We start from the raw sequence: 25,626 nt of genomic DNA, 5'->3' as shown, positions 1-25,626 counted from the left end.
TGAAATACTGAATCGACCAAACTTTTGATTCAGTTACTACCCTTAATAGTTAAAACTAAGTTAAACATTACTTCGCACTGACTCTTTAAATGAAGTATGAAATGCTTTGGCATTGGTACGAATCTCTTCGTCAGAGAGATTGGGTTTAAACAGTGATGCACCTAAACCAAAGCCTTTCGCTCCCAGATCTACATAAGGTTTCATACTTTCTACCGACGGGTTAACGCCTCCAACAGGTAAGCAAATTACCTCTGTTGGCAAGACCGATTTCAACGCCTTGAATCCGTCCAACCCAAGAGACGATACTGGAAATACTTTTAGTCCTGTCGCACCGGCCGCGAGAGCAGAAAACGCCTCTGTTGGTGTTACAACACCAGCGAAACATACACAACCTTCAGCAACTGACATTTTCACAACTTGCTCATTAAAATTTGGTGTTACGATTAAATTAGCACCAGTCTCTATTACGGCGAGGGCTTTGTCAGGTGTCGTAACAGTGCCTGCACCAATTAGATATTTGCTACCAAATTTTTCAACCAACATCTGTATACTAGTTAGAGCATCTGGTGAGTTGAGTGGGACTTCTATCATAGAAAAACCTTCCTCGATTAAAATCTCAGCTACTCGTATACAGTTAACAGGCTCTACACCACGGAGAATAGCAATAAGAGGGAAGTGATCATCTAGGTTAAAATCTTGTTTTATCATGACTCATTGTCTCTTTGATTTGTATCATTCCTGCGATAAATGACCTATCGCCGCTGATGCATTGGGTTGTAATATTCAGTTGGCTGCATGCTTGCTCATAACGTTCAGAAAGATTTTTTTCTCCCACCAGATAGAGACTATCGTGGTCGACGCCTCTCACTTCGTTTCCAATCAAAGATCCAGAAATATAATCATGTACTTCGTTTTCTGCTAGATTTCCAAACAAGCGATGAGTTCTAGCTTTAAAAAGCTGATTCGTGATAGATGGGTTTACGCTATCCTCTATCCCCTTATGAAAAGCAAAGTCAGAGTCAGTTTGCTTAGGTAAGTCTCTACCTAAAATTGTGTTTGTAGTTAAAGTAGAGAAGAGTTCGCCAGTCATGTACGTTGAAAATGACATCAAGTTGTCTTTTTTGATATCTGCGTGCTTACTATGGGTTCCAGGAAAAACAGCCTTGAGGGTAGAGTTTCCTACTAACTCAAGAAGACCAAACAACTGAACTTCTTCACCTCGCATTACATCGTAGCTGCCATTCTCTGTGCAATGACTGACACCTGGTACGATAGTGGCAGTTGCCCCCCAAGGCAATTTGAACTGGTGTGTATTTTTGGCCAACGACTCTACATTTGTCGGTGTGGAAACATAAGGTACGTTTACCCACCCCTGAGCAGACCCCACCATACCTGCCATATAGACCGGAAGGTGTTGATATACTTCGAGCCAATCGCTTAACAATGACTCTAAATATGAGTCAAAGCCACCCGCTTTCACTTTAAGCAACCCCATTTTTCGTTCAATTTTATCAATGACCTGTCCTTGGTCATCCATGGCAAACGCCCGAAAGTTTGTCGTTCCCCAGTCCAAAATTAACCAGCTGATTTCATCTTTATTTTCCACAATTCGGCTCACTTTAGTCATTTTAAACACGCATTTTCAGTTAGCAGGTTTCGCCTCAGAATGACTACGGTTACCATAGCCTGTACTCAGACACTCAAAAACTATGTGAGTGTCTGCAATTCTAAGAACATTGTTATTAAGCAGGAGGGTTCCTACGAATAGGTTTGTAGCCACATATATAGTTCCAGTTCCAACTCGAATCGTATTTATGGCAGAGTCCCCACGCTAGACCCGGTGCACCCAGCTCTTCACCACGAAAAATGCCTAACGCTTCTGGTGTCCATTTAATGTGAGACATGATCGAAAAATTGATGCCATCTGGAGACCATTGAATTGTATTTCTTTCTGCGCCATCAGTGCTCAAGAGTGACGCAACACCACCCTCTTGAAGCCATACAGCCACCTCATGCCCACTATTTGAAATAGGGTTATAGGGCGATTTGGTGTAGGGACCCAATATGTCATCTGCGATTGCAACACCATGTTTAATTTCTCGACCACTAAAGGTCATCTCTTCTCCCATTATTTCTCCTTTGTAGTAAAGATGAAACTTTCCATTGAAGACCAAAAGGCAAGGATCATGAACCTTATGGCTATCGAAACTACCTTTAGATTTTACTGACAGTCGGCTATCTGCCTCACCTAACCACTCTCCATCACGAGACGGCGATAAAATGGGTTCGGGAGATTTAACCCATGGACCAAAAGGGCTGTCCGATTTGGCAATAGCAATCTCTTCAAACTGGCGATTTACATAGGGGGCTTGCACTGTTTGATACACCAAATAATAATATCCATCGTGATGCAAAACCTCAGGAGTAAAGACGGCTCGGTCGTCATAAGAGCCACTCTCACCGCGAGCAATCGCTCGTCCCTGTTCTTTCCAATCAACACCGTCTTTAGATGTAGCGTGCCAAACTTCGGTTAAGTCCCACTGGAATACCTTGTCATCTGGATTGGAAGAGCCAAAGCCGACCGTTTCTCCTTCCCCTTTGGTATACCAACAATGGTAAACACCATCGACTTCAATCACTGAAGAAGGATCGCGTCGGATCACACCCTCTTCAAATGCAAAGTCACCCTTTAATTCAGACACTTCAAAGTCAATAAACCATTGCGCAGACTTTTCGTGATAACCGAGCTCTCTTGCTCGCTTTGTGGCTAAGCTTTCTAACATTGTTTCTATTCCTTGTGCTAATTCGAATTTAGCTGTTGAGCCTCTACAGAAATTGATTATTTAGAGGTGGCCGTACCTAGCTTCTAGAACTATTCAATACATCTCTTGTTAAGCAGCTTTTACTTTCTCAACGATTTAAACTGTTCTCTAATAAAGTCTTGTGATGCTTCATGGTGCTCTGAAATTAGCTTAATAAGTGCAGCGTGGTCTTCTCTAGAGAACATCTCTATAATTAGGCAGTGTTCGTCATACATAGAATCGACACGAGACTTTCTTTTATCTAATTGCGAAGTAAATATGTCTAAAGTTGTTCGCTGAATTTGCCACATTCTAATAAAGCGTTCGTTGTAGTGATGTTTAAACATCTCATAGTGAAATTGGTGATCTATCTTAGTGATCATGTAATTGTTGTTCTTCTCAACGGTTGTCAATTGCTCATTAATTCGTACTAAGCTTTCAACTATCCCATCAACCTCCACAATTCCTTCCCAGTCGATCAACGATTTTTCTATACAACCTAATATTTCATTAATGCTCTCAACTTCGAAGCGACTTAAGTCGATAGTACGAGCGCCTCTATTGGCGGCTATTTCGACAAACCCCTCCGCTTGTAATTGATGCAACACCTCACGAATGGGGGAGTTGCTCACTTGATAACGCTTAGATAATTCACTGATATTGATCCGGTCTCCCATCGGAATCGAACCGCATACCATGTCATCAATTATTCTGTCGTATAAACTACTTAGTTCTGGCTTCATTGTTCACTTTCATCCGAATCTATACATGCGCAGGTGTGCTCTTTCCCTACCGTTACGAGTCGGTACTGATAGTCACTGCATTCTGACCTGGCGTTTGGGCAACGAGGGGCAAACTTGCATCCCGTAGGTAAATTTCTCGCATCACCAACCTCGCCGCGTAAGTTGATGCGATTGATCTTATTTCTATCTTTAGGGTTTTGGATTGGCATTGCAGAAAGCAACGCACGAGTATAAGGATGCTGAGGATTACCATATACCTGCTCTACATCGCCCAACTCTACAATCTCTCCCATATACATAACTGCTACACGATTACAAATATGACGAACAACCGATAGATCGTGAGAAATAAAGATGTATGTTAGCTGATACTTTTCTTGCAAATCTTTAAGTAAGTTCAATATTTGAGCCTGAACAGACACATCGAGAGCAGATACGGCCTCATCTGCAATTACAAATGAAGGATTTACAATTAGAGCTCGTGCAATACTAATACGCTGCCGTTGACCACCAGAAAACTCATTTGGATATCGGTTCATATGCTCTTCACGCAAGCCAACTTCGACAAGCATGTGTCCGACTTTCGACTTTAGCTCTTCTTTATCTGTCACCCCTAACTTAGTTAAGGGCTGAGCTAGGGATTCAAATACCGTTAAACGAGGATTAAGCGATGCGTTTGGGTCTTGAAAAACATAACGAATTTTAGTCCAATACTGACGATCACAAGAATTCGTATCGCTATCGAGTTCATACTCATAATCGTGATCGACAAACTTTATGTTTCCATTGGTCAGCGATTCGATGCCAATAATACAACGTCCCGTAGTTGACTTGCCGCAACCACTTTCGCCAACGATACCAAGGGTTTCTCCATGCCTTACATCGAAATTCACGTTGTTTACCGCTTTCACCTCCGACACCGTTCTACTAAAAAATCCAGTTGTTTTGGTATAGGTTTTTTCTAGGTTGTTTACTCGCAATATTTGATTCATTTCGATACCTATTGAGACTGGACGCAGCGAATAAGGCTGCCATTAGACATTGGATTTAAGCTATAACAACCGTTTTCACACCCACCACTGCGTTCAGGACAACGAGCACCAAAACGGCAGGTATCTGCAACATTAAGCAAACTAGCAACTGACCCTGCGATTGTTTCAAGTCTTTGACCTGGTTTCACTATTCCGGGGACAGAATTCATCAACGCTCTTGTATAAGGGTGCTTCGGGTTGTCAAATATCTCGTAGACAGTCCCAAACTCAACGACCTGTCCCATATACATAACGGCTACGTCATCAGCGATTTCTGCAACTACGCCAAGATCGTGAGTGATAAACATAACCGCCATATTCATCTCTTGCTGCAACTCTTTAATAAGATCAAGAATCTGAGCTTGAGTCGTCACGTCGAGTGCCGTAGTTGGCTCATCGGCAATGAGCACCTTTGGATTACAACTCAGCGCCATTGCGATCATCGCGCGTTGTCTTAATCCGCCGGATAGTTCAAATGGGTACGAGTGGTAGAGTGCTTCTGGGTTAGGCATACCCACTTTTTTCATAATGTCATGTGTACGCTTTGTCGCTTCTTTTTCATCAACGTCATTATGAAGCAAAATAGTTTCTTCAATCTGGTCTCCAATAGTGTTTATTGGGCCTAGAGAGGTCATTGGTTCTTGGAAGATCATCGAAATAACACCGCCTCGAATGCTGCGTATTTTAGAATGATTTTGACTAAGGGTGACCAGATCTTCCGTACCTTCCTCTGTGTTTAGTAAGATTTCGCCACTAACAACTTTTCCTGGGTGTTGCTCTAGGCGCATGATAGAGCGCCCTGTAATCGACTTCCCACACCCACTTTCACCTAATATGGCAAGCGTCTTACCAGGCTCCAGCTTGAGATCAACACCATCTACCGCTTTTACAACTCCATCATCGGTGAAGAAATGCGTTTTCAAATCTTTAACTTCGAGTATTGAATTCATATTAACTCCTATGATGAAAATGGGTCTGAAGCATCCCTTAGGCCATCACCTAAGAAGTTCATAGATAAAACAGAAAGAACGATCGCTAAACTCGGTGCGATAAGTAGCCACGGTGCTTCAACTATGGTGCGGATATTCTGTGCTTCTTTCAGTAGCACACCCCACGATATTATCGGCGGCTGCAAGCCAATCCCTAAGAAAGACAATGATGTTTCAGCCAATATCATTACCGGAATAGCCAGCGTCAGCGAAGCAATGATGTGGCTCATAAAACTTGGGACCATGTGCTTCATAATGATTTCAAAGTCAGTAAGTCCATCAAGCCGAGCTGCTACAATGTACTCTTCATTTCGAAGTGATAAAAACTTGCCGCGGACTTCTCGAGCAAGACCCGTCCAACCCACCATCGATACAATAGCGGTAACAATAAAATAGGTATATATAGGTTCCCAATGAAGAGGTATTGCGGCTGTGAGCCCCATCCATAATGGTATTGTGGGAATGCTTCTCAAAAACTCAATTACCCTTTGAATGACGTGATCAATCCAACCACCAAAGTAGCCCGATATACCTCCAATAATAACTCCAAGTACCAAAGAAATAACAACTCCAACTAAACCAATTGACATCGAAATTTTGGTACCCAAAATAACCCGGCTTAGGATGTCTCGGCCTAATCGATCTGCACCAAATAAGAAAACTTTATCGCCTTGGTGTTTAGCGCCAAATAAGTGAATGTCTGTAGGGATAATTCCTAACAGCTTGTATTCAAATCCTCTCACGAATAAACCTAGAAAGACTGGCTTACTCGGATCTTCGATAAACTCTTTCTTAAAGGAAACAGGGTCTCTTTTGACTTTATAGTCCAACACATGAGGAGCAAATGATTTGCTACCGGATTCATCTTGATATATAAAGCGGACTTCTTGGGGTGGCGCAAACGCATGCCTAACACTCGTATCTACACCATCAAAAGGGGCAAAGAACGATCCAAATAATGCCACTAAATAGATAAATGCCAGAATATACAAACTCGCAATGGCTAACTTATGCTTTTTAAGCTTGCGCCACATCAATTGACCCGCTGTAGGCATTTGATGGGTAACTTCTTCTTGAATCTTAATAGTTTGCTGAATATTTGTACTCATTGGAGCCTCACTCGCGGATCTACCCAAGCCAATAGTAAGTCAGAAATAAGGGTTCCGATTATGGTCAATACACTGACAATTAAAATAATAGAGCCGGCTAAATACATGTCTTGAACCAGCAGAGAACGAAGCAGCATAGGTCCCGTTGTTGGCAGGTTCATTACTACCGAAACAATAATTTCTCCAGAGATCAGCGTCGGTAAAATCCAACCTATAGTTGAAATAAATGGGTTAAGCGCAACACGCACTGGGTATTTGAAAATAAGTTTCATTTCCGACATACCTTTAGCTCGAGCCGTAATAACGTAAGGTTTGTTTATTTCATCCAACACGTTTGCTCGCATAATCCGGATTAGTGAAGCTGTTCCTGCTGTTCCTACAACCACGATGGGTACCCAAATATGAGCAGCGAGGTCTTTGAATTTTGCCATACTCCAAGGAGCGTCAATATATTCAGGACTAAACAACCCTCCAGGACTCATGTTAAATACACTGAACTGTATGTACATAATCACTAAAGCTAATACGAAGTTAGGTGTAGCTAACCCCAAAAATCCAAGAGTAGTAGCAATGTAATCACCTGGAGAATACTTTCTCACTGCCGAATAAATACCGATTGGCAATGCTACTAACCAGATAAAAACGAGCGTTAATAGTGAAATAACCAGTGTCCAGCCGACTCTGTCAAAAATAAGTTCGGTGACGAGTAAGTTCTTCTCAAATGAAATACCAAAGTTGAAATCAAATATGATTCCATGCATCCATTTTAAGTACTGTATATAAATGGGTTGCCCTATCCCGTACTGCTCACGTAAAGCGTGGAGAGTGCTTTCATCAATACCACCAGAATCGGCCATTTCAACCATAAGGGTCGTTAAATAATCACCTGGAGGTAACTGCACAATGAGAAAAGTAGCGATCGACACTGCAATAAACGTCGGAATTGAATATAGAAGCCGCTTTAAAATATATTCGCTCATATTAGTTCCATATGAAGTAGATTAGAGTCGACAAAGCCATCGCATAAAGCTCGTTGTTAGGGGCGTTGCCGACTCCATTAATTGATCGTTAATAGTTAGCGATCAACTGCTGGGTGATGGTTACTTATTTTTCCCATCTTCAAGGAAGTACTGAACTGTGTGAGGCGATGGGAACCAAAGTTCACCAGCAATCACAACTTTTGGAGGTACGTTCTTAAAGTTGTTTTTAACCGCAATTACAGCAGGTCCGCCATGAATCAACCCTACCGTCATCATCTCGTCAGAAGACAGTTTAAGGAACTCACGAATCAATTCATTTTGCTTTTCTGTATTTGCCTCAACCGTAATATCGTCATACACATCGAATAGCTTTTTCACCTCTTCTGGTGGCTCAACGCCAGCATCATGATCGGCATACCATTCGGCCCACTTGACCGCATAGTTAGGGGTAGAACCTAACTTAGGCATATAACAAAAAGGTGCGTTTACTACGTCAAACTCTCCGCCTGCGCAATTCCAGATATATGCTTCGTGTTGATTGCTGCGTACGAGTTCCATTAAACGTGAGCTATCAGTTGCCCTAACCTGAATATTGATTCCAACTTGCTTTACGTAGCCTTGGACCAACTCCATAACATCAGGGTAGTTAGCACCGAATACATCAGCGACCATAAATGTAATATCAAGTGCTTCGCCATTCGGCCCCGTTCGGAATCCGCGACTATCACGGTTAGTCAGGCCGGCTTTGTCCAGGTACTCATTGGCCAATTCAATGTTATATTCCACTGCATTATTGTTGATGGCCTCATCAAAGAATAAGGAGTTAACGGTTGGCGCAACCTGAGATGGCATACCTGACCCTAAGTAAATAAGTTCGATAATCTCTTCACGATCGATTGCATGACTAATCCCCTTTCGGAAATTGATGTCTTGGAATACTCCACGTTTGAACTCATCTTCAATTGTCAGGTTAAAAAGTAGGGATGCTAAACTGGCTTGAGTATCTGCCAAATCGGCTAGGCGATAATTACCTCGTTCTCGATTTTCAAACAAGATAGAGCGATATGAACTCGCCGTTATGTGGCGCGACTGAAAATCAATCTCTCCTGAGATAACTTTAAGTAATATGTTTTCAGGATCCTCAACTTGCTGCCATTCAATTGCATCCAAATACGGTAGTTGGTTTCCTTCATTGTCGACTTTCCAGTAATACGGATTACGGACTGCACGAACGACATCACTCGAACCGTATGCATTTTCTAACGTCCACGCATGCAGTGTTGGACGCTCAATGTTCTGCCAGTACCCCGGAGTATTTAGTGGTGCGCCTTTTAACAAAAACAATTGTTGCCAGTTGTTCGCTGCAGGCTCTTGTGCCACTAACTTATCAACATCACTATTATAGTCAGCATGGAATTGTTTAAGGTAATGTGCCGGATAGTTTACCGGTAAGAATCCCGTACCATAAGCAAGGTTGTATAGAAATAGTCCATTTGGATCTTCAAAAATGAACTTGAACGTTGTTTTATCTATTACCTCTAGCTTGACGGGTTTTTCTTCATGCACAAACAATGGATTCTTAACTGGGTTTAGTGTTTCGTTTAAAAACACATCGTTATACCAAAACTGGATATCGTCAGTCGTAAAGGAGGCACCATCCGACCATTTCATCCCTTCACGGAGGGAAAATGTAAACTCTGTTGACGTATCATTAACCTGAAAGCTTTTCGCTATGTTTGGGATAACATTGCTCCATTCGATATCCCAGTTGACTAAGTTCTCATGGCCAACCATGCGAATAATGTTGTGCTGATCGCCACCGCCTAAAATGGCTCGTCGTAATGTACCTCCGTAGTCACCTACTCGATCGACGGGAACAATGACTAACGGCTCAGCTGGTAGGCGTTGCTCAACGGGGGCTAAAGCTTTAGAGGCGACTAAATTATCTAATGTAGGGGCTTGTTGGTAGTTGTCCATTGCATAGGCTCCAGACAAACTGGAGGAAAGCAATATAGTGGCTGTAGTAAGAAACTTTTTCATATCCATATTATTATCCGATTTCACGTTTAAAAGAGAATCACCAATTAGTAAATGACCCATCAAACTTCGAAAGGTGTGGTGGTTCGTGTTCTACTGGCTTTCTTTGTCGTATTAAATCTTCATTAACAATCACTCCTAATCCTGGTTCACCATTCAATTTGTATACACTTCCGTGGAGTTCAAACTGTTGAGGGAATAGATCTTTGTCATGGAAACCCAATGGACTTGTGGAAACTTGATGAGTTTCGACCCAGCTAAGGTTCGGTATTACAGCAGCAAGGTGTAGGGTAGCTGCTGTTGCGACCGGCCCCAGAGGGTTATGTGGCATGACATCTATGTAATGAGTTTCTGCGAGACTGGCTACTTTCAATGACTCTGTAAAGCCACCAATATTTCCAATATCTACCCTTAGAAACTGTGTAATGCCTTTAGAGATAAAGTCATGTGAAGACCACTTAGAACAAAACTCTTCTCCGATAGCGAATGGAACCTCTGTCATGGTTCTCAAACTTTGATAGGCAGGTACGCTTTCCTGCCTTAGAGGCTCTTCAAGAAAGTCAATCGTTCCACGTGGCATTCTCTGACAAAAGCTTGCCGCTTCTGCAATACTTAAACGATGGTGGAAATCAATACCTAGAGTGACATTGCGACCTATTGCAGATCGCAGCTCTACTAAGCAATCGGCTGTCTCGGATAAAGAGTCTCTTGGGTCAAAGGTAGTGTCGGCATTGTGACCTGCGGCCAAAACACGAACACACTGAAAACCCTGTTGGATAAGCCCCTTGAGCTCCAAAATCAAATCATCCAGTTCTTGATGAGAACACTCACTGTAACCGCAAGCGAACGTTGGAATTTCATCCCGCTGCTTTCCACCCAGCAGCTGATATACAGGCACAGATAGTGACTTACCTAAGATGTCATAAAGAGCCATGTCAATGGCGGAGATTGCGGCTGTTAATACCCTTCCCCCCTCAAAATACTGGCTTCGATAACACTCTTGCCATAGACGATTAATCTGACGAGCGTCCTTACCAATTAGGAAACGACTAAAATGTTTAACTGCACCTTCTACTGCTAGCTCTCTAGAAGAAAGTCCGGACTCTCCCCAACCCTCAATTCCATTTTCGGTAATCACTTTTACTAATAATTGATTTCTGGTACCCACAGCACAATGAAAAGTCTCAATTGCTTCAATCTTCATTCAGTAGCCTCAAATCACATTGGATAACCAAACTCTAATCAAGATCGTGCACGATTTGCGTGATATTGCGCATGAAATAGTCAAAACCATCAATAATCAACCAATTTTCGATCAAAAGCTGAATATTGATCACCAAAATTGATCAATTGGATTACCAAAATTACAATATTTCGCCTTTTTGGTTATCCATTGATTGTTAAAATTAGTTTGTAGGGTGCAAATTGAAATACCGGTATACACTTCAAATTTACGATTGCACGACACAAGTGAGGGAGGTGCAATCAAAAGGGAATAAGGTATAGTGCAAATTCATATCTGGTGCATTAACAAGAGGTGAAGTGAAAACATGCAATTTTTGGGGATAGAGTCACTTCGTAATCTGGGGCAAGAAGAACAAAGTGTGGTTCGCTCATTTGATGTTGGTCATGAAAAACAGATTGGTGTTGGATTCCTGTTTAAACAAGGCATGGGCACCGAATTTACCGATTACGTCTTTCCCTATTACTCAATTTGCTATGTAATTAAAGGTTACGGAAAATATACTGACCACAAAGGGCGAACCTATGAGCTTTCACCCGGATGCGTTTTCCAACGCTTCCCTGACTGTAATCACTCCTCAAGTATTGAGGTTGGGAATGATTGGGTCGAGTGCTACCTAGATTTTGACCGTTCAAGCTTTGAGTTCTTTGTAACAACAGGTGTTATTTCTAAAGAGCAACCATGCATTCAGGGATCACCATCTACCGGTATAGTGACTGCATTATTCGAACTAATGCGAGACCTAAAGTCGTACCCTCAAGCTGAGCTGCCGGATCTATTGATACGAGGTGCTACGATACTTCGAGACATGCAGCAACCTGATGTTAAAGTTGATTCAAGCAAAAGCTTTATCAAGCTATCTTCTGAATATTTTTCAGTTCATTATCAACAACGAATTGATATTCAACAATATTGTCAAGAACATGGAAAGGGATACGAGTGGTTTCGTAAGACATTCAAGCAAACTGTTGGTGTGTCCCCAAGGCAATATATAGTGCGTAGAAGAATGGATGTCGCGTGTCAGCACCTCCGCTACTCCACTCAATCCATTAAGCAAATAGCACTGGTACTTGGGTACAGTTCTGCAAGTGATTTTTCATCTCAGTTTAAATCAACGTTAGGGCAATCTCCTCAGCAATATCGTCAAGGTCACATTATCAAATCAAATACCATTTAACCCATAATTGATGCCAACTATGCAATGGTGAGTGCTGAAAATCTCGTCTAACGTGATGGTAATTCAAGTTAGGAGAACGACGTAATGACCTCATTATTAGTATGCAAAAAGGCATGGGAATCACCAGAACTTACTGGACTAAATACACTTAGACCCCGCGCTACATTATATCCCTATCCAACTACAACTCTGGCCGAGCGTTGCGAAAGAGAACTGAGCCCTTGGTTCTCGCTATTAAATGGAGAGTGGAAATTTCAGCTTCTGGACAGGCCAGAAGATTTGGAACAATCGGTACTTACACAAAACTTTGATGATTCTTCGTGGCGTACGATTACCGTTCCTGGCAGTTGGACAATGCAAGATACCGGCGACTATCCTCAATACACAAATGTTCAAATGCCGTTCACTCTCAATCCACCATTAGTGCCTGAGAAAAATCCAACGGGTGTATACCGAACCTCTTTTGACATCGGTAAAGATTGGGCTGAGCGACGTACAGTTATACACTTTGCAGGCGTTGAAAGTGCATTCTTTGTCTACCTAAATGGGCAGCAAGTTGGGCTTTCAAAAGACTCGAGAACACCAAGCGAATTTGATCTTACACCATACCTAACGACCGGTCATAACACCTTAGCCGTTGTTGTAATCCGTTGGTCTGATGGCACTTATCTTGAGGATCAAGACCACTGGTACCATGGAGGGATACACAGAGATGTATACCTGTATTCTTCAGGCACTTGTTATATCCAAGATCTGTTTGCGAAGACTGGTTTAGACGACAGCTACATCAACGGTACATTGGATCTTAAGCTACAAATCGACAATTCACTTGCCGAAAAACAAAAATTTACAATTGACATCTCACTGCTTGATCCTAGTGGCGAGATTGTCCTTGACGACAAACAAGCAAAACTCTGTTTTGGCGAGCCTGTTACTCATACCTCTGATAAAAGCATCAAGCCACTCGACCATAATGTGCGGATAAGCTACGAAATAGACAACGTAAGCGTATGGAGCTCAGAAACACCTAACTTATACACGTTAATTGTCTCGCTAAACAAAGAGAGCGGTGAAACAATTGAAGTTGTATCCATCAAGACTGGTTTTCGTCGAGTCGAGATCCGCAACAAACAAATGCTCATCAACAACCAACCTGTATTAATGAAAGGTGTTAACCGTCACGATCATGACCAATTTACGGGCAAAACCGTCTCAAGAGAAACCATGATTCGGGATATTGAACTCCTTAAACAATTTAACTTTAATGCAGTTCGATGTGCACATTACCCCAATGATGTTATGTGGTATGAGCTTTGCGACCAATATGGCATCTACTTAGTCGATGAGGCGAATATTGAAGCCCATGATTTTTATGATCAATTGTGTCGAGATACCCGTTGGCTCCCTGCTTTTGTAGACAGAGCAAGTCGCATGGTACATAGAGACAAAAACCACCCGAGTATCATTCAATGGTCCTTAGGTAATGAATCAGGATATGGCCCGAATCATGACGCTATTGCAGGTTGGATCCGTAGCATCGATGACAGCAGGCTTCTTCACTATGAAGGTGCTACACGCCAAGAATATGGTCAAGCGGAAACCTGTATGGAGCCTGGTCGTGGCGCACACGCAACAGATATCTTTTGCCCAATGTACCCAAGTGTCGAAGATATGATTGAGTGGGTGACCACAGTCAATGACCCAAGACCTTATATTCCTTGTGAATACTCGCATGCTATGGGTAACAGCAATGGCAGCCTTAAAGAATACTGGCGCGCGATCGAACAACACCATGGATTGCAAGGTGGTTTCATTTGGGACTGGGTTGACCAAGGTTTGGTCAAAACCACCAAGGATGGTCAAGATTATTGGGCTTATGGAGGCGATTTTGGTGAAAAAATTCATGATTTCGATTTTTGTATCAATGGAATGATCTGGCCAGACCGAACACCACACCCTTCGATGTATGAGTTTAAGAAACTAGTACAACCGATAAAAGTTAAAGCGCTAGATTGGGAAAATGGACAGTTCTCTATCGAAAACAAACATGATTTTATAGATCTTAGTTATCTGGAAGCAAACGTCGCGCTAATGAAAAACGGGAACACACTAATAAGCCAATCACTCAATAATTTGGTTGCGAAGGCTGGCGAGACGCAAATCGTTGACGTGGATTTATCCCCAATTCGGCATCAGGATGCCAGTGAGTACCATCTGTTTTTCTCGTTCACCGTACGTGAAAATCAACCTTGGGTTCAGCAAGGTCACGAATTGGCTTGGGAGCAAATTGAATGCCCATGGTCGCAGCGCGTCTATCCGGTATTCGGTCAGCCTACTCAGAATAGCCGTATGCAGGAGCAAGGTGACATTGTCGAGCTAACTTGTGGCGACAACCAACTAGTATTCAGTAAATCTAATGCTGAGCTTACCTCTTATTCAAAATCAGGGAAGCTTTGCATCGCTTCTGCAATTTTACCCAACCTCTGGCGAGCTTCCACCGACAATGATGGTATTCGCGGTTGGACAGGTCAAGATCATAAACCCATGAGCCAGTGGCAACGCGCTGGATTAGATAAATTGAGTTTACAAAACTCAGGCCTTGAAGTGTTAGATGGAACAACGATTCAGATTTCCAGCACATGGGCAGCTGGCGACAATGACAAAGCATTACATTATACCCAGCGATTTTCTTTCGACGTCAATGGCCATCTAGATTTAGAAGTGACTCTCGATTGTCACCCAGATCTTCCCACATTAGCAAGAGCTGGTGTTAAGCTCGATACCGCCGTTGGCTTTGAAAACCTGTCTTGGTGTGGTCTTGGTCCAATAGAAAACTATCGTGACCGAGACGCTGGTGCCTATATCGGACAATTTACGTCTACAGTTAAAGACCAGTTTGTGCCCTACATTCTTCCTCAAGAAAATGGTAATAAATCTGATGTTCGTTGGTTTAGTCTAGAGAGCTCAAAACAAAACATTACGTTCGCCTGCGATCAACCATTTGAGTTTAGTGTTAGTCATTTCACTTCTGAAGAGATGTTCAGCAAACGACATGTTCACGAACTAGAACAAAGTGATATTACACATGTAAACATCGATTTGTATCAACGAGGTGTAGGCACTGGATCTTGTGGGCCTCAAACTCGTCCTGAGTATGAAGTGCCTGCTGGAAAGCATGCCTTTACAATAAAAATTAAGTAAACCTTCAATCCCAGAAGCCATCACGTTAAGTGATGGCTCTTGTACTTGCTTCCTTTATCGTTTGAGCAAAAGTGAACGATCGTGGACTCGAAATCAAAATGATTACAAGCTGCATTTTTAAGATAAATTTACCGTAGCTCTATTCCCATCTTAGCGCTAACTTAACAGTATGAGCCTTTTCCCACGGGAGTTTATTAGGGTTCAAGCAGGAGTATCAAACGCATTTTCGAGTGCAATCAGAGAGGAAGTAGACTGGGAAAGCAGCGCAGATATGATGTTGCCTCTTCATGACTTAGTCGTAAACTTACACAGTCTTAGACCATGAAGAGGCAATATCCAATTATGGTTGCTCCAGTTATCAATATTTGGTTATTTCAGCAAGCGCCAAATAGATTCAGACCTTACTCTTTACCATATACATTGTTTTCTTGCTCTTGCACACGAATAAACGTAGTACGTTTGGTTAGCTCTTTAAGTTGCGCCGCACCCACATAGGTACAAGTTGAGCGAACGCCACCAAGAATGTCAGAAATCGTTTCGTGTACGCTGCCACGAAACGGCAGTAGAACCGTTTTACCTTCTGCAGCGCGATACTTAGCAACGCCACCAGAGTGCTTTGACATCGCAGATTGAGAAGACATACCGTAAAACTTCATGAACGACTGACCGTCTTTTTCAACGATTTCGCCACCAGACTCGCTATGTCCTGCTAGCATACCGCCCAGCATTACAAAGTCTGCACCGCCACCGAAAGCTTTAGAGACATCTCCCGCACACGCACAGCCGCCGTCACCAATGATACGACCGCCTAAACCGTGCGCAGCATCCGCACATTCAATGATCGCTGAAAGCTGAGGGTAGCCTACCCCTGTTTTAACACGAGTGGTGCATACCGAACCTGGGCCAATGCCCACTTTTACAATGTCTGCACCCGCTAGAATCAACTCTTCAACCATATCGCCGGTTACTACGTTGCCCGCAGAAATGACCTTAGTTGGGAATTCAGCACGCACTCTTTGTACGTACTCAACCAGGTGTTCTGAATAGCCATTAGCGATGTCGATACAGATGAAAATCAGATCGTCTGACAGCGCCATAATGTCTTTGGTTTTTTGAAAGTCTGCGTCTGAGGTTCCTGTAGAGACAAACACATTGTTCAATGTGTTCTTTGTTGCACCTGAAACGAACTCAGCCCACTGCTCAACAGAGTAGTGTTTATGCACAGCCGTCATAACCTGATGCTCTGCCAATGCCGCAGCCATTTCAAAACTTGCTACTGAGTCCATGTTCGCAGCGATGACAGGCACACCTGACCACTGGCGACCGCTATGTTTAAAGGTGAACTCGCGAGATAGGTCGACTTGAGAGCGACTTTTTAGCGTTGAACGCTTAGGGCGAAATAATACATCTTTAAAACCTAGCTTAAGTTCTTGTTCGATACGCATGGGTGTTGTTCCTCAAAAAATAAGTCAACGTGTCGTGCGTTTTCGGTCGCCTAATGATGAACAAATAGTAGGCATGCGCGAGTTTCGGACACAAAAAACCGGAGCGTTGGCATACGCTCCGGTTTTCAGCATTATAGGTCGTGATTTGCGTTGCGCAAGACTGATAATAACGTTCTCTTTGTGATATCCTAGGGCGAAATTACATACCTGCCAAACTGATAAATCTAACCTTTCTCGGCAATTCAATCACTTAAATAACTCACCCTTGCGCAAGCTGCGTAAACGTTTGCTATCGCTTAAGTAACTTTTACAGTTAATCCGCTGCTTGGCTCACAATTTTTGCAATAGGAGTTAACAAATCGCTGGCTAATAGTCCGATTTTTATTCCATTTTTGCTGGATAAGTCAGCCGCATACCCATGAATCAGTGCGCCAACCACAGTAGCATCACTCGGTGATAAACCTTGGGCGATGAAGCTGGCAATAACACCAGTAAGCACATCTCCCATACCCGCGGTTGCCATACCTTGGTGACCAATATCAATAATGGACATGTGTCTGCCATCAAAAACAACGGTTCCCGCTCCTTTTAGCAGCACCACACCACCGTATTTTTTGTGCAAAGCTCTTGCAGCCGATAATCGGTCACGCTCTATCTCTTTTATGCTGCAGTTGAGAAGTGCCGCCGCTTCTCCGGGATGAGGGGTAATCACTTGATTCGGGTTAGGCTTGGGAGAGTCAATCAAAAAATGCAACGCATCAGCGTCTATCACCAAAAACTTATCGCTAAAGGTATGGTTAAGCTGCTTTAAGACCAGTGAAAACAAAGTCCTACTCCACCAATCGTTTTGGCCAAGCCCTGGACCTATGGCAATCACATCGCACCAATTTAAACGCGACTCAACATGAGACTTATCCCCTTCCCAACCGCTCACCATGCATTCAGGATGAAAACTGAGCACTGCATTGATGTGCTGAGGGTGCGTCAGGCACGCGACCATTCCAGCGCCTGTCCGATGCGCCGCTTTTCCCGCGAGCATTAATGCGCCGCCCATCCCTTCATTACCGCCGCATACCAGCACTTTACCAGCGTCACCCTTGTGCGCGGTACTTAGTCGATTTGGCAGCATTTTAGCGATATCACTGTCTTGGTATAAGCGAGCAACTGACTGTGTACAGTCCGAAAACTCTTTTTCCACGCCAAGCGTGTCCATCTCAATAATGCCACACACATCTCTTGCGCTACCGGTATGCAGTCCCGTTTTGTCTGCCACGAAGGTGATGGTGACATTAGCGACAACACAGGCTCCCACAATATGGCCAGTATCAGCATTTAAACCTGAGGGAATATCGATGGACAAGGTTGGTGCGTCTGTTCGATTCATGTCACTGATTAGCGCCTCGAATACTGGACTAGGAGCCAAATTAAGCCCTGTTCCCAATAGCGCATCAATAATTAGGTATGGCCCATTGTCGATCCCATCGCCTAAATGCCCATCACCAGCATCAAGCAGGGTTCCTCCGCTCTCCAAATAGTCGCACTGCGCTTTAGCTGCATCCCCTCGTAAAGGCCGCTCGCTATCGACTTGGATAAGGGTGACATGATAATTAGCATTGAGCGCACACTTGGCAAAAACATAGCCGTCCCCAGCATTGTTGCCTCGACCGCAAACGACTAAAAAGTGGTGATACAAAGGGTAATGGCGCTGCGCACAGTCAAAAGCAGCTTCTCCTGCTCTTTCCATCAACTGAAACAACGAAATGCCTGCTATTTTGGCTGCCTGCTTCTCTCCGTCTTTGATTGCACTGGCACTGAATAAAGGTGTCATAGGTACCTCACAGTGAAATGGGTTGAGTAACCACACATTTATCGAAACTGGATCTCAGCAATGAGAACACTAAATCAACGAAGAACATTAATACTATGATGACACTCTTACGGTTGGTCCATACAATGAGTTTCTCATCATTTACTCAGTCTCGATTTTATCGCGCTCTTAAAGTCTACCTCATTTCTTCTAGTGTGGTACTGCATTTACTTGTGGTCGTGATCCTCGTGCAGTTTGTTTCTGGCTTTCTGGCTAGCGGTCCCACCTTCGCAAAAGCGCTCTCAAATAATGGCAATAACATTAAACAGAACTACCCATCCCTGGAGCCCTTAGGCAGCATGATGCTAAGTGTCGCCGATAAACAAGGCGCAAGCGACTATTACGCTGTCCCTTTCGATGTCTCTGACTGGCCTAGTGTTGGCCCAAGAGAGCTCTCCTATACAGAGATGGTACCCAAATCGTTACACGACGCCTTTTTGTATGTGAGCAATGTTAAAGAGTTAGAGCTGGCATTGCGCAATGCCAAGCCACGGTCTGTCATTGTTGTCAAACCTGGCGTCTATCTACTCAAGAGTAAACGCGTAGGTCTAAGTAAAGTAGATACCACCGCCGAAACCCCTATTTATCTGGTTGCAGAGAAAACCGGCGCAGTCACAATCGAATTGGACACCAGCGAAGGCTTTTATGTCGATAAGCCTCATTGGCACTTCATGGGAATTAACTTTAAAGGTGTCTGCGCAAGCGACTCGCGTTGTCACCATGCCTTTCACGTCGTTGGCGGAGGAAGCTTTTTTCATCTAGCTCATAGTCAGTTAGTCGACTTTAGCTCAGCCATAAAAGTGAACGAATACAAAGGCGTTTATCCTGACTCTGGCGTTATCGCCTACAACCACATTTACAATACCCATCCACGTAACACTCGTGCCCCCGTCAACCCCATTAACATGGACCAAGGCAACGACTGGATTGCAACTCACAATATTATCCGTGATTTCTTAAAGTATGGTGGTAACCGCATTTCTTATGGCGCATATTTTAAAGGCGGGGCTGTAGGAGGAGAGATCTCCAATAATCTTGTCATCTGTGAAACCAGTGAGTCACGAGCGAGAGGCTCTATCGTCGGTTTGTCACTTGGTGGTGGCGGAATGAACATAAAACACAGAAGAGAGAACTCAGAGTTCGAGACCAAAGACATTATTGTGCGCAACAATTTGGTCATGCACTGTACTGACGTTGGGTTATACGTGAACAGAGGACAAGACTCTCTCATTTATAACAATACTTTCTACAACACCTATGGGCTCGATTTGCGCTTCCCAGAATCCTCAGGAAACAACGTGTTTAATAATGTTATCAACGGGAAAATTCGTAAACGCGATAACGGTACTGGTAAATTAAGCAATAATGTGGTGTTCGACCGAGATTATTGGAGTGGTAAGAACCGGCTTCAACAGATTTACAGCGAACCTCAAAATGGCAAGTTGGAAATCTTAAATCCAGAAGCGGTTGAGGCTCTGATGGACACGACGGAGATTCCCTTAGACCAGCAAGAAAGTTTTAGCGACTTTTGTGGGCAACCCATTACACCTCCTCTGCTTGCAGGCGCGATACAACTGGGAAGCCGCTGCTTTGGGAGCAAAGAGTAAATTAGTTAACACTTAAACCCCAATGTCTTGTATTAGATACAGGTTCTAATTCGTTTGTTCGCTACCATTGAAGCAATGTGACAAAGGGATTGGATCATGACTCATAGTAAAAAACGACCAGTGTTTCTCACCATCGCCATGTCAGTTGCGATTTTATTCACGGCTGGTTGCCAAAAACAATCTGCGCAAGAACATGTAGACCAAGCAAAACAGTACCTCAATAGTGGTGATAAAGATGCGGCGGTCATCGAACTTAAAAATGCCATTCAGCAAGATGACGCATTAGCGGAACCAAGATTGCTGCTCGGTAAAATCTACCTCGAGCGAGGTGGGTATTTGCAAGCTCAACACGAGTTCAAGCAGGCCAAAAACAGCGGCTACGATACCCTAATAATCGATCCTCTACTTGTTCGTGCCTACCTTGCTGCTGACGATGTCGTCAATACGATTGAGGTTGTCGACGATAGCGATGTCACTTTACCTGCTATTAAATCAGAGCTGTTTTCGATGAAAGCGCTAGCATTACTAGGGCTTGGTGAGAGTGAGCAAGCCGATGTGTCGTTAGAGCGTGCCGCAAACCTGACGGATCAGGGGTATTATTACTCCCTCGCTAAAGCCAAATCGCTTGTCTTTAAACAGCAAGTTGAACCCGCCATTGATATGTTAGTTTCTGCAACAGTGGCTGATCCAATGAACAGCGATGGCTGGCTGTTACTCGGTCACACTTATTCGGCAAACCTGCAACACGATAAAGCCGCCGATGCTTATCAAAAAGCCGTCGATTTATCGCCACTTGCGGTTCAATATCAGCTACATTTGGCCAAAGCGCTCGTTCGTGATGCTCAATATGACAAAGCAGAGCCCTTGCTAGACAAACTGTTTACCATGGCTCCAGAAAACATGCTGGTAAACGAGTTACGCGCGATTTTATTTTATTCTCGTCAAGATCTTAGTGAAGCGGGCTCGGCCGCAAATATCGCACTGCAAAAAGGCTCGCGTAACTTGCAGTTAGAATTAATCGCAGGGGTCAGCGCTATAGAGAAAAACAATTACCCCGAAGCAGTTCGTCACCTCGAGCCTATTGCGCCACTTCTAAACAGAGACCATTTTGCCAACAGACTTTACGCTGTCGCGCTGTTCGAAACAGGCGAAATCGATAAAGCGAGAGAGTTCTTAGCCCAAATGGCTGACAGCAGCGAAGAACACGACGACTTTATTGTTAATATGGGTCGAGAATTTCAAAGAATGGGCCGCGTTGATGTTGCGCAATCTATTCTGAACGAATCTTCTATAAATAATCTATCACAGCGAGGTCAAGCGCAGCTTGCATTGATGAAGCTGTCTCAAAATGATGCCAGCGGTATTCCAGAACTGGAAGCGATCATCGAACAACAGCCGGAGTTTACGGACGGTACTCAAGCGATTGTTTTCTATCATATTGCTGCCAATGACTTAGAAGAAGCTGAAAAAGTTACTCTACAATGGTTAGAGCGAGAGCCAGAAAGCGCAAAAGGCTATCTGATGAAGGGTGCCGTTGAGCAGCGCAAGGGAGATTTGGAGAACGCTCTAATTTCGACTCGCCGATCGTTAGAACTCGAACCTGACGATATTCGCGCTCAACTGTTGTTGGCAGAAATCCATTTCAATAATAACCAACCAAACGAAGCTTACCAACTACTCACAGAAAGCGCTAAACAGAACCCGAGTGAATCTGGCATTGCCCGCGCGCTGTTTATGGTGGCCGCAGACATAGACAAAACCAATGACGTACTGGAACTGTATAAACAACTCAGCGAGGAGCATGGGCAACAGCATATGTTGGCCAAAGCCTATGCCGCTAGTGGTGACCCAACTAACGCCATTGATGTTTTAGAGAGACTGCCAGTGAATGATCGCAATGACGATTCCTATGCACTGCTTTCTCGACTTTATCTCGCGATAGGCGATCTCAAACAAGGGGAATCGGCGACCGAGAAGTGGGTTGAACTTGCTCCTAATGACCGCATTGCTTTAGAGCAGCTTTTTGCGCTCTATGGACGTAATCAGAAATATCAATCTGCAGTGACTGTAGGAGAAAAACTCGAGCAGCTATTCCCTAACAATGTAGCCTATACAACCGGCAAAGCTCGCATGTATGTAGCTCAGAAAAAGTACACCATGGCAATGGATAGCATTAACGCTCGTGAAGATTGGCAAGGGAGAGAAGCAGACAAAGATTGGGCGTTAGCGCATATATACACAGAAAAAGGCGACCATCGCAGAGCTCTTCCTCTTTACCAGCGCACCTATGAGAGCGCTCCAAACGCAAGAACTGCGCTAGCGTTATCTCGTGGGTATCACCAGATGGGCAACACCAGTGAAGCCAAAACGTTGCTCACCGGGTTAATCGCCCAACAAGTACCTGGCTATGAATCGCTCGAACTTATGCTCGCTCAGATTCAATTAGAGGAAGATCCTAATAGTGCCGTGCCTCAGTATCTAGCAGTGCTAAAACGCGACCCAAATAATTTGGTTGCGCTCAATAACATTGCTTGGACCTACTTAGAGTCCAACCAGATTGACGAAGCTTGTCGATACGCGCAACGAGCGTACGATATCGCGCAAAACCTTCCACAGGTGCAAGACACCTATGGCTATTGTTTATTGCAGCAAGGCAACGTTAACCAAGGTGCTCCGTTAATCGAAAAAGCCTACCAAGCGCTGTCTAACGAAGATGAAGTTACTTTGCACTATGCGGAGTCATTGCTTCTAGAGCGTCGCTTTGATGAGTCGAAGGCAATACTCAATAAAGTGAACACTCAGGATGCAAGATTAATCGCGCTTAAGAAAAAAATTGAACAGCAACTCGATCAGTAACCAGCAAATCAATCACGAGGTGACGCAATGAGCGCATGGCTACATTCAATTATCCGGTTTTTGTTAATAGTCATTGTGGTTATAACGGTCTTACCCGCTTTTGCGTCTGCCCCGGACACAATTGAAAAGGTTAAACCCGCTATTGTTGGCATTGGTACGTATAACAAACTAAAAACGCCAAGAGCAACCTTGTTAGGAACGGGCTTTGTGGTGTCGGAAAACTTAGTGGCCACAAACGCCCACGTCGTGCCAGAGTCCCTTGAGGTGAAGGGCTCGTCAATCGTAATTTTCAAGTCGGTCGGCTCAAAAAATCAATACCAGTCAGCCACCGTAATTGCTCGCGACCGTATACACGATTTGGCATTGCTCAAAGTTCAAAATTTGAAGCTTTCACCATTAGCTTTATCGACTCAAAAAGTGCGTGAAGGTGAGATTTATCTCTATACAGGCTTTCCGATTGGCGCGGTGCTTGGGCTACACCCTGCAACTCACCGAGGGATGATTTCTAGTATTACTCCTGTCGCAATTCCGGCCAATAATTCTAAAGAGCTTACGCTAGAGCAGGTAAAGCAACTTAAGAAAAACCCTTATAAAGTCTATCAAATCGATGGCACCGCTTACCCAGGGAACAGCGGGAGCCCAGTCTATGATAGCGAAACTGGCAACGTGGTAGCCGTTATCAATAAAGTTTTAGTCAAGAAGACCCGAGAATCTGCATTGACGGACCCAAGTGCAATAACCTACGCAATACCGGTTGAGCACTTACGAGCATTAATAAACAGCCAGTAACCCTAGCTGAAAAAAGCGATCAAAAAAGGGAGCACTTGCTCCCTTTTTAAGTTCTGCTTCAATAGTTATCTTTTGATGCGTCGCAGACCAGCCAACGCTAACATCATGAGTACGCCACCAAAGCCTACCGAACCACTTGAAGGACCGAAGTCAAACGGGTCACTACTTCCAATAATGATTTGAGGCGACTCCCTACCTGCCAGCACGTCTTCTATCCAATCGTTGTACGCAGCAACTTCGGTGAAAACTGATGTAAATTCTTCTGAGGTATCGCCACAAATCGTTGGCCCAAAGCTGGTGATCCCAATTTGAACCATCTGACCGTTATCATTCCAGTAAAGTGGACCACCCGAATCCCCTTGGCAGGTCGAGCTGTTTAAACCGCTAATGGCAGAGTAATCACCAATAGTACAGATTCGGTCCGTTGTCGGAATGGAACTGCAATCACTCACCACATTAAGTGTAGTAAATTGAAGTTGGTCTAGATCGTTGTAACTGTTGTCAACGTAACCATGTCCCACAGCGAAGTGATCAAGGCTGGTATTGTTGTATTGACTTTGCTGTGTCGTTTGACCCAGAGAGACATAATCCGAAGAGCTTACTAACAGCGATTGAGAAACTTCGACAATAGCAATGTCATTTGGCCATGCGAGAACAGAGCTATCTCTATAGCCATCGGGGTAGTAAATTTTGGTTGCTTTAACACTATGCGCCGTGCCATTCGCGTAGTCGTTTTTATTATCTAGTTGAGGTGCTACATAGGTATTGTTCACTGCATCATCATCGCCAAAAATACAATGAGCTGCAGTTAACACATGATAGTTGTCTAAAATCGTGGCTCCACAGTACACCGTGAAGTACCCATTAGATTCATAAACTAAACTGGCGATTGACGGGTAGCTTGCAGATGAAGTATCCGAGCCGTTGATAATGCGTGTTTCCACGTCACTTGCGTTAGCCCCCATTGATGAGAACAATAATAATGAAGTTAGCAGGGTCACGTTCTTCATGCGGACCACATCCTTATGTCAGCAAATATTTCAGCAGTCTACCATGGAAATGCACAATTGAAACTAAATGTAAGCAAATCTAAGTAACACTCTCAAACTTGATTAATGGTCTATTTTCCACTGTCAAAATCCGCCTTTAATTTAGAGTACCTCTATATAAAACAAAAAGTTGGCCCATAGATTGGACCAACTTTTTTGATGCACTTAGGTTAGCGCGTATACAGTTTGCGTCGACCGACAGCTGTCATCAAGAGTAGAAGCAGTACCGCTATTGAACTACTACCAGCCTTTGTCGCATTGAGCGTAGCTGACTCGCTATCTGATCCTCCAGTTGACGAAGAGTCATTGGTCGGTAAATCAATAGTATCCGACGTTCCTTTCCCTGGCTCTGGCTCCGGAGTTGGTTCCGGTGTTGGCTCAGGTTGAGGGCTAGGTACCGGTGTTGGTTCTGGTTCTGGAGTCGGCTCTGGCTCTGGAGTTGGCTCCGGCTCTGGTGTCGGCTCTGGCTCTGGAGTTGGCTCTGGCTCTGGAGTTGGCTCCGGCTCTGGAGTCGGCTCTGGCTCTGGAGTTGGCTCTGGCTCTGGAGTTGGCTCCGGCTCTGGAGTCGGCTCTGGCTCTGGAGTCGGCTCTGGCTCTGGAGTCGGCTCTGGCTCTGGAGTCGGCTCTGGCTCTGGAGTCGGCTCTGGCTCTGGAGTCGGCTCTGGCTCTGGAGTCGGCTCTGGCTCTGGAGTCGGCTCTGGA

At 44.1% G+C, this 25,626-nt stretch carries 19 protein-coding genes; 5 read left to right on the top strand and 14 right to left on the bottom strand.

What is annotated here, in order from left to right:
* Positions 1-60 precede the first annotated feature (60 nt).
* From JQC93_RS02275 to JQC93_RS02230, 10 genes are all read right to left on the bottom strand, one after another.
* On the bottom strand, positions 61-708 hold the full coding sequence (locus JQC93_RS02275) for a 2-dehydro-3-deoxy-6-phosphogalactonate aldolase (RefSeq protein ID WP_205156838.1): 648 nt from the start codon (positions 706-708) through the stop codon (positions 61-63).
* Positions 689-1,606, bottom strand: coding sequence for a 2-dehydro-3-deoxygalactonokinase (locus JQC93_RS02270; protein ID WP_205156837.1), 918 nt, complete (start codon positions 1,604-1,606; stop codon positions 689-691). Before JQC93_RS02270 ends, JQC93_RS02275 begins: the two co-directional genes overlap by 20 nt.
* Before the next feature lie 136 nt (positions 1,607-1,742).
* Entirely contained in the window at positions 1,743-2,783 is a 1,041-nt protein-coding gene (locus tag JQC93_RS02265) for a glycoside hydrolase family 117 protein (RefSeq protein ID WP_205156836.1), read from the bottom strand.
* 119 nt (positions 2,784-2,902) lie between these two features.
* Positions 2,903-3,544, bottom strand: coding sequence for a GntR family transcriptional regulator (locus JQC93_RS02260; RefSeq protein WP_205156835.1), 642 nt, complete (start codon positions 3,542-3,544; stop codon positions 2,903-2,905).
* A complete protein-coding gene (locus tag JQC93_RS02255; protein WP_205156834.1) occupies positions 3,541-4,536 on the bottom strand; it encodes an ABC transporter ATP-binding protein in 996 nt (331 codons plus the stop codon). The genes JQC93_RS02260 and JQC93_RS02255 overlap by 4 nt, the downstream gene beginning before the upstream one ends.
* A gap of 8 nt (positions 4,537-4,544) precedes the next feature.
* Positions 4,545-5,525 (bottom strand): ABC transporter ATP-binding protein, encoded by a 981-nt coding sequence (locus JQC93_RS02250; RefSeq protein WP_205156833.1) that lies wholly within the window; start codon positions 5,523-5,525, stop codon positions 4,545-4,547.
* An 8-nt stretch (positions 5,526-5,533) separates the two neighbouring features.
* Complete coding sequence (locus JQC93_RS02245) at positions 5,534-6,673, bottom strand: ABC transporter permease (RefSeq protein ID WP_205156832.1); 1,140 nt, start codon at positions 6,671-6,673, stop codon at positions 5,534-5,536.
* The gene (locus tag JQC93_RS02240) at positions 6,670-7,653 is read right to left on the bottom strand and encodes an ABC transporter permease (protein ID WP_205156831.1); all 984 of its coding nucleotides are present in this window, start codon (positions 7,651-7,653) and stop codon (positions 6,670-6,672) included. The genes JQC93_RS02245 and JQC93_RS02240 overlap by 4 nt, the downstream gene beginning before the upstream one ends.
* Positions 7,654-7,773: 120 nt before the next feature.
* Complete coding sequence (locus JQC93_RS02235) at positions 7,774-9,699, bottom strand: ABC transporter substrate-binding protein (RefSeq protein ID WP_205156830.1); 1,926 nt, start codon at positions 9,697-9,699, stop codon at positions 7,774-7,776.
* 31 nt (positions 9,700-9,730) lie between these two features.
* Positions 9,731-10,894, bottom strand: a complete 1,164-nt coding sequence (locus JQC93_RS02230) for a mandelate racemase/muconate lactonizing enzyme family protein (protein WP_205156829.1) — start codon at positions 10,892-10,894, stop codon at positions 9,731-9,733.
* A 346-nt stretch (positions 10,895-11,240) separates the two neighbouring features.
* Between JQC93_RS02230 and JQC93_RS02225 the strand changes: the two genes are divergently transcribed.
* Positions 11,241-12,110, top strand: coding sequence for an AraC family transcriptional regulator (locus JQC93_RS02225; protein ID WP_205156828.1), 870 nt, complete (start codon positions 11,241-11,243; stop codon positions 12,108-12,110).
* Positions 12,111-12,194: 84 nt separating this feature from the next.
* Positions 12,195-15,311: a glycoside hydrolase family 2 TIM barrel-domain containing protein gene (locus JQC93_RS02220; protein WP_205156827.1), complete on the top strand. Its 3,117-nt coding sequence runs from the start codon at positions 12,195-12,197 to the stop codon at positions 15,309-15,311.
* A 401-nt stretch (positions 15,312-15,712) separates the two neighbouring features.
* Here the strand turns inward: JQC93_RS02220 and JQC93_RS02215 are convergent, their stop codons facing one another.
* Positions 15,713-16,756, bottom strand: coding sequence for a GMP reductase (locus tag JQC93_RS02215; protein ID WP_084883682.1), 1,044 nt, complete (start codon positions 16,754-16,756; stop codon positions 15,713-15,715).
* A gap of 313 nt (positions 16,757-17,069) precedes the next feature.
* Positions 17,070-18,584 (bottom strand): NAD(P)H-hydrate dehydratase, encoded by a 1,515-nt coding sequence (locus tag JQC93_RS02210; RefSeq protein WP_205156826.1) that lies wholly within the window; start codon positions 18,582-18,584, stop codon positions 17,070-17,072.
* 125 nt (positions 18,585-18,709) lie between these two features.
* On the opposite strand from JQC93_RS02210, the gene JQC93_RS02205 reads away from it, so the two are divergent.
* The 3 genes from JQC93_RS02205 (at position 18,710) to JQC93_RS02195 (ending at position 23,875) form a co-directional block, all read left to right on the top strand.
* Positions 18,710-20,230 carry a right-handed parallel beta-helix repeat-containing protein gene (locus tag JQC93_RS02205; protein WP_205156825.1) on the top strand — a complete coding sequence of 507 codons (1,521 nt, stop codon included), beginning with the start codon at positions 18,710-18,712 and terminating at the stop codon, positions 20,228-20,230.
* Between the two features lie 96 nt (positions 20,231-20,326).
* A complete protein-coding gene (prsT, locus tag JQC93_RS02200) occupies positions 20,327-23,086 on the top strand; it encodes an XrtA/PEP-CTERM system TPR-repeat protein PrsT (protein ID WP_205156824.1) in 2,760 nt (919 codons plus the stop codon).
* Between the two features lie 27 nt (positions 23,087-23,113).
* The gene (locus JQC93_RS02195; RefSeq protein ID WP_205156823.1) at positions 23,114-23,875 is read left to right on the top strand and encodes a S1 family peptidase; all 762 of its coding nucleotides are present in this window, start codon (positions 23,114-23,116) and stop codon (positions 23,873-23,875) included.
* A gap of 65 nt (positions 23,876-23,940) precedes the next feature.
* Here the strand turns inward: JQC93_RS02195 and JQC93_RS02190 are convergent, their stop codons facing one another.
* Both JQC93_RS02190 and JQC93_RS02185 read right to left on the bottom strand, forming a co-directional pair.
* A complete protein-coding gene (locus JQC93_RS02190) occupies positions 23,941-24,885 on the bottom strand; it encodes a S1 family peptidase (protein ID WP_205156822.1) in 945 nt (314 codons plus the stop codon).
* 209 nt (positions 24,886-25,094) lie between these two features.
* The coding region (locus JQC93_RS02185; RefSeq protein ID WP_205156821.1) for a hypothetical protein at positions 25,095-25,626 on the bottom strand (532 nt) is incomplete at its 5' end.

This window comes from Vibrio ulleungensis, assembly GCF_016900875.1.
Classification (GTDB): Bacteria; Pseudomonadota; Gammaproteobacteria; order Enterobacterales; family Vibrionaceae; genus Vibrio; species Vibrio ulleungensis.
The sequence above is the reverse complement of the archived record's forward strand: the minus strand, read 5'-3'. Positions and strand labels throughout refer to the sequence as shown.

Bases quoted from the DNA above. Each gene is read 5' to 3' on its own strand.
- JQC93_RS02275 (WP_205156838.1), bottom strand. From the start codon at position 708: ATGATAAAACAAGATTTTAACCTAGATGATCACTTCCCTCTTATTGCT.
- JQC93_RS02265 (WP_205156836.1), bottom strand. From the start codon at position 2,783: ATGTTAGAAAGCTTAGCCACAAAGCGAGCAAGAGAGCTCGGTTATCAC.
- JQC93_RS02260 (WP_205156835.1), bottom strand. From the start codon at position 3,544: ATGAAGCCAGAACTAAGTAGTTTATACGACAGAATAATTGATGACATG.
- JQC93_RS02255 (WP_205156834.1), bottom strand. From the start codon at position 4,536: ATGAATCAAATATTGCGAGTAAACAACCTAGAAAAAACCTATACCAAA.
- JQC93_RS02250 (WP_205156833.1), bottom strand. From the start codon at position 5,525: ATGAATTCAATACTCGAAGTTAAAGATTTGAAAACGCATTTCTTCACC.
- JQC93_RS02245 (WP_205156832.1), bottom strand. From the start codon at position 6,673: ATGAGTACAAATATTCAGCAAACTATTAAGATTCAAGAAGAAGTTACC.
- JQC93_RS02240 (WP_205156831.1), bottom strand. From the start codon at position 7,653: ATGAGCGAATATATTTTAAAGCGGCTTCTATATTCAATTCCGACGTTT.
- JQC93_RS02235 (WP_205156830.1), bottom strand. From the start codon at position 9,699: ATGGATATGAAAAAGTTTCTTACTACAGCCACTATATTGCTTTCCTCC.
- JQC93_RS02230 (WP_205156829.1), bottom strand. From the start codon at position 10,894: ATGAAGATTGAAGCAATTGAGACTTTTCATTGTGCTGTGGGTACCAGA.
- JQC93_RS02225 (WP_205156828.1), top strand. From the start codon at position 11,241: ATGCAATTTTTGGGGATAGAGTCACTTCGTAATCTGGGGCAAGAAGAA.
- JQC93_RS02220 (WP_205156827.1), top strand. From the start codon at position 12,195: ATGACCTCATTATTAGTATGCAAAAAGGCATGGGAATCACCAGAACTT.
- JQC93_RS02215 (WP_084883682.1), bottom strand. From the start codon at position 16,756: ATGCGTATCGAACAAGAACTTAAGCTAGGTTTTAAAGATGTATTATTT.
- JQC93_RS02210 (WP_205156826.1), bottom strand. From the start codon at position 18,584: ATGACACCTTTATTCAGTGCCAGTGCAATCAAAGACGGAGAGAAGCAG.
- JQC93_RS02205 (WP_205156825.1), top strand. From the start codon at position 18,710: ATGAGTTTCTCATCATTTACTCAGTCTCGATTTTATCGCGCTCTTAAA.
- prsT (WP_205156824.1), top strand. From the start codon at position 20,327: ATGACTCATAGTAAAAAACGACCAGTGTTTCTCACCATCGCCATGTCA.
- JQC93_RS02195 (WP_205156823.1), top strand. From the start codon at position 23,114: ATGAGCGCATGGCTACATTCAATTATCCGGTTTTTGTTAATAGTCATT.
- JQC93_RS02190 (WP_205156822.1), bottom strand. From the start codon at position 24,885: ATGAAGAACGTGACCCTGCTAACTTCATTATTATTGTTCTCATCAATG.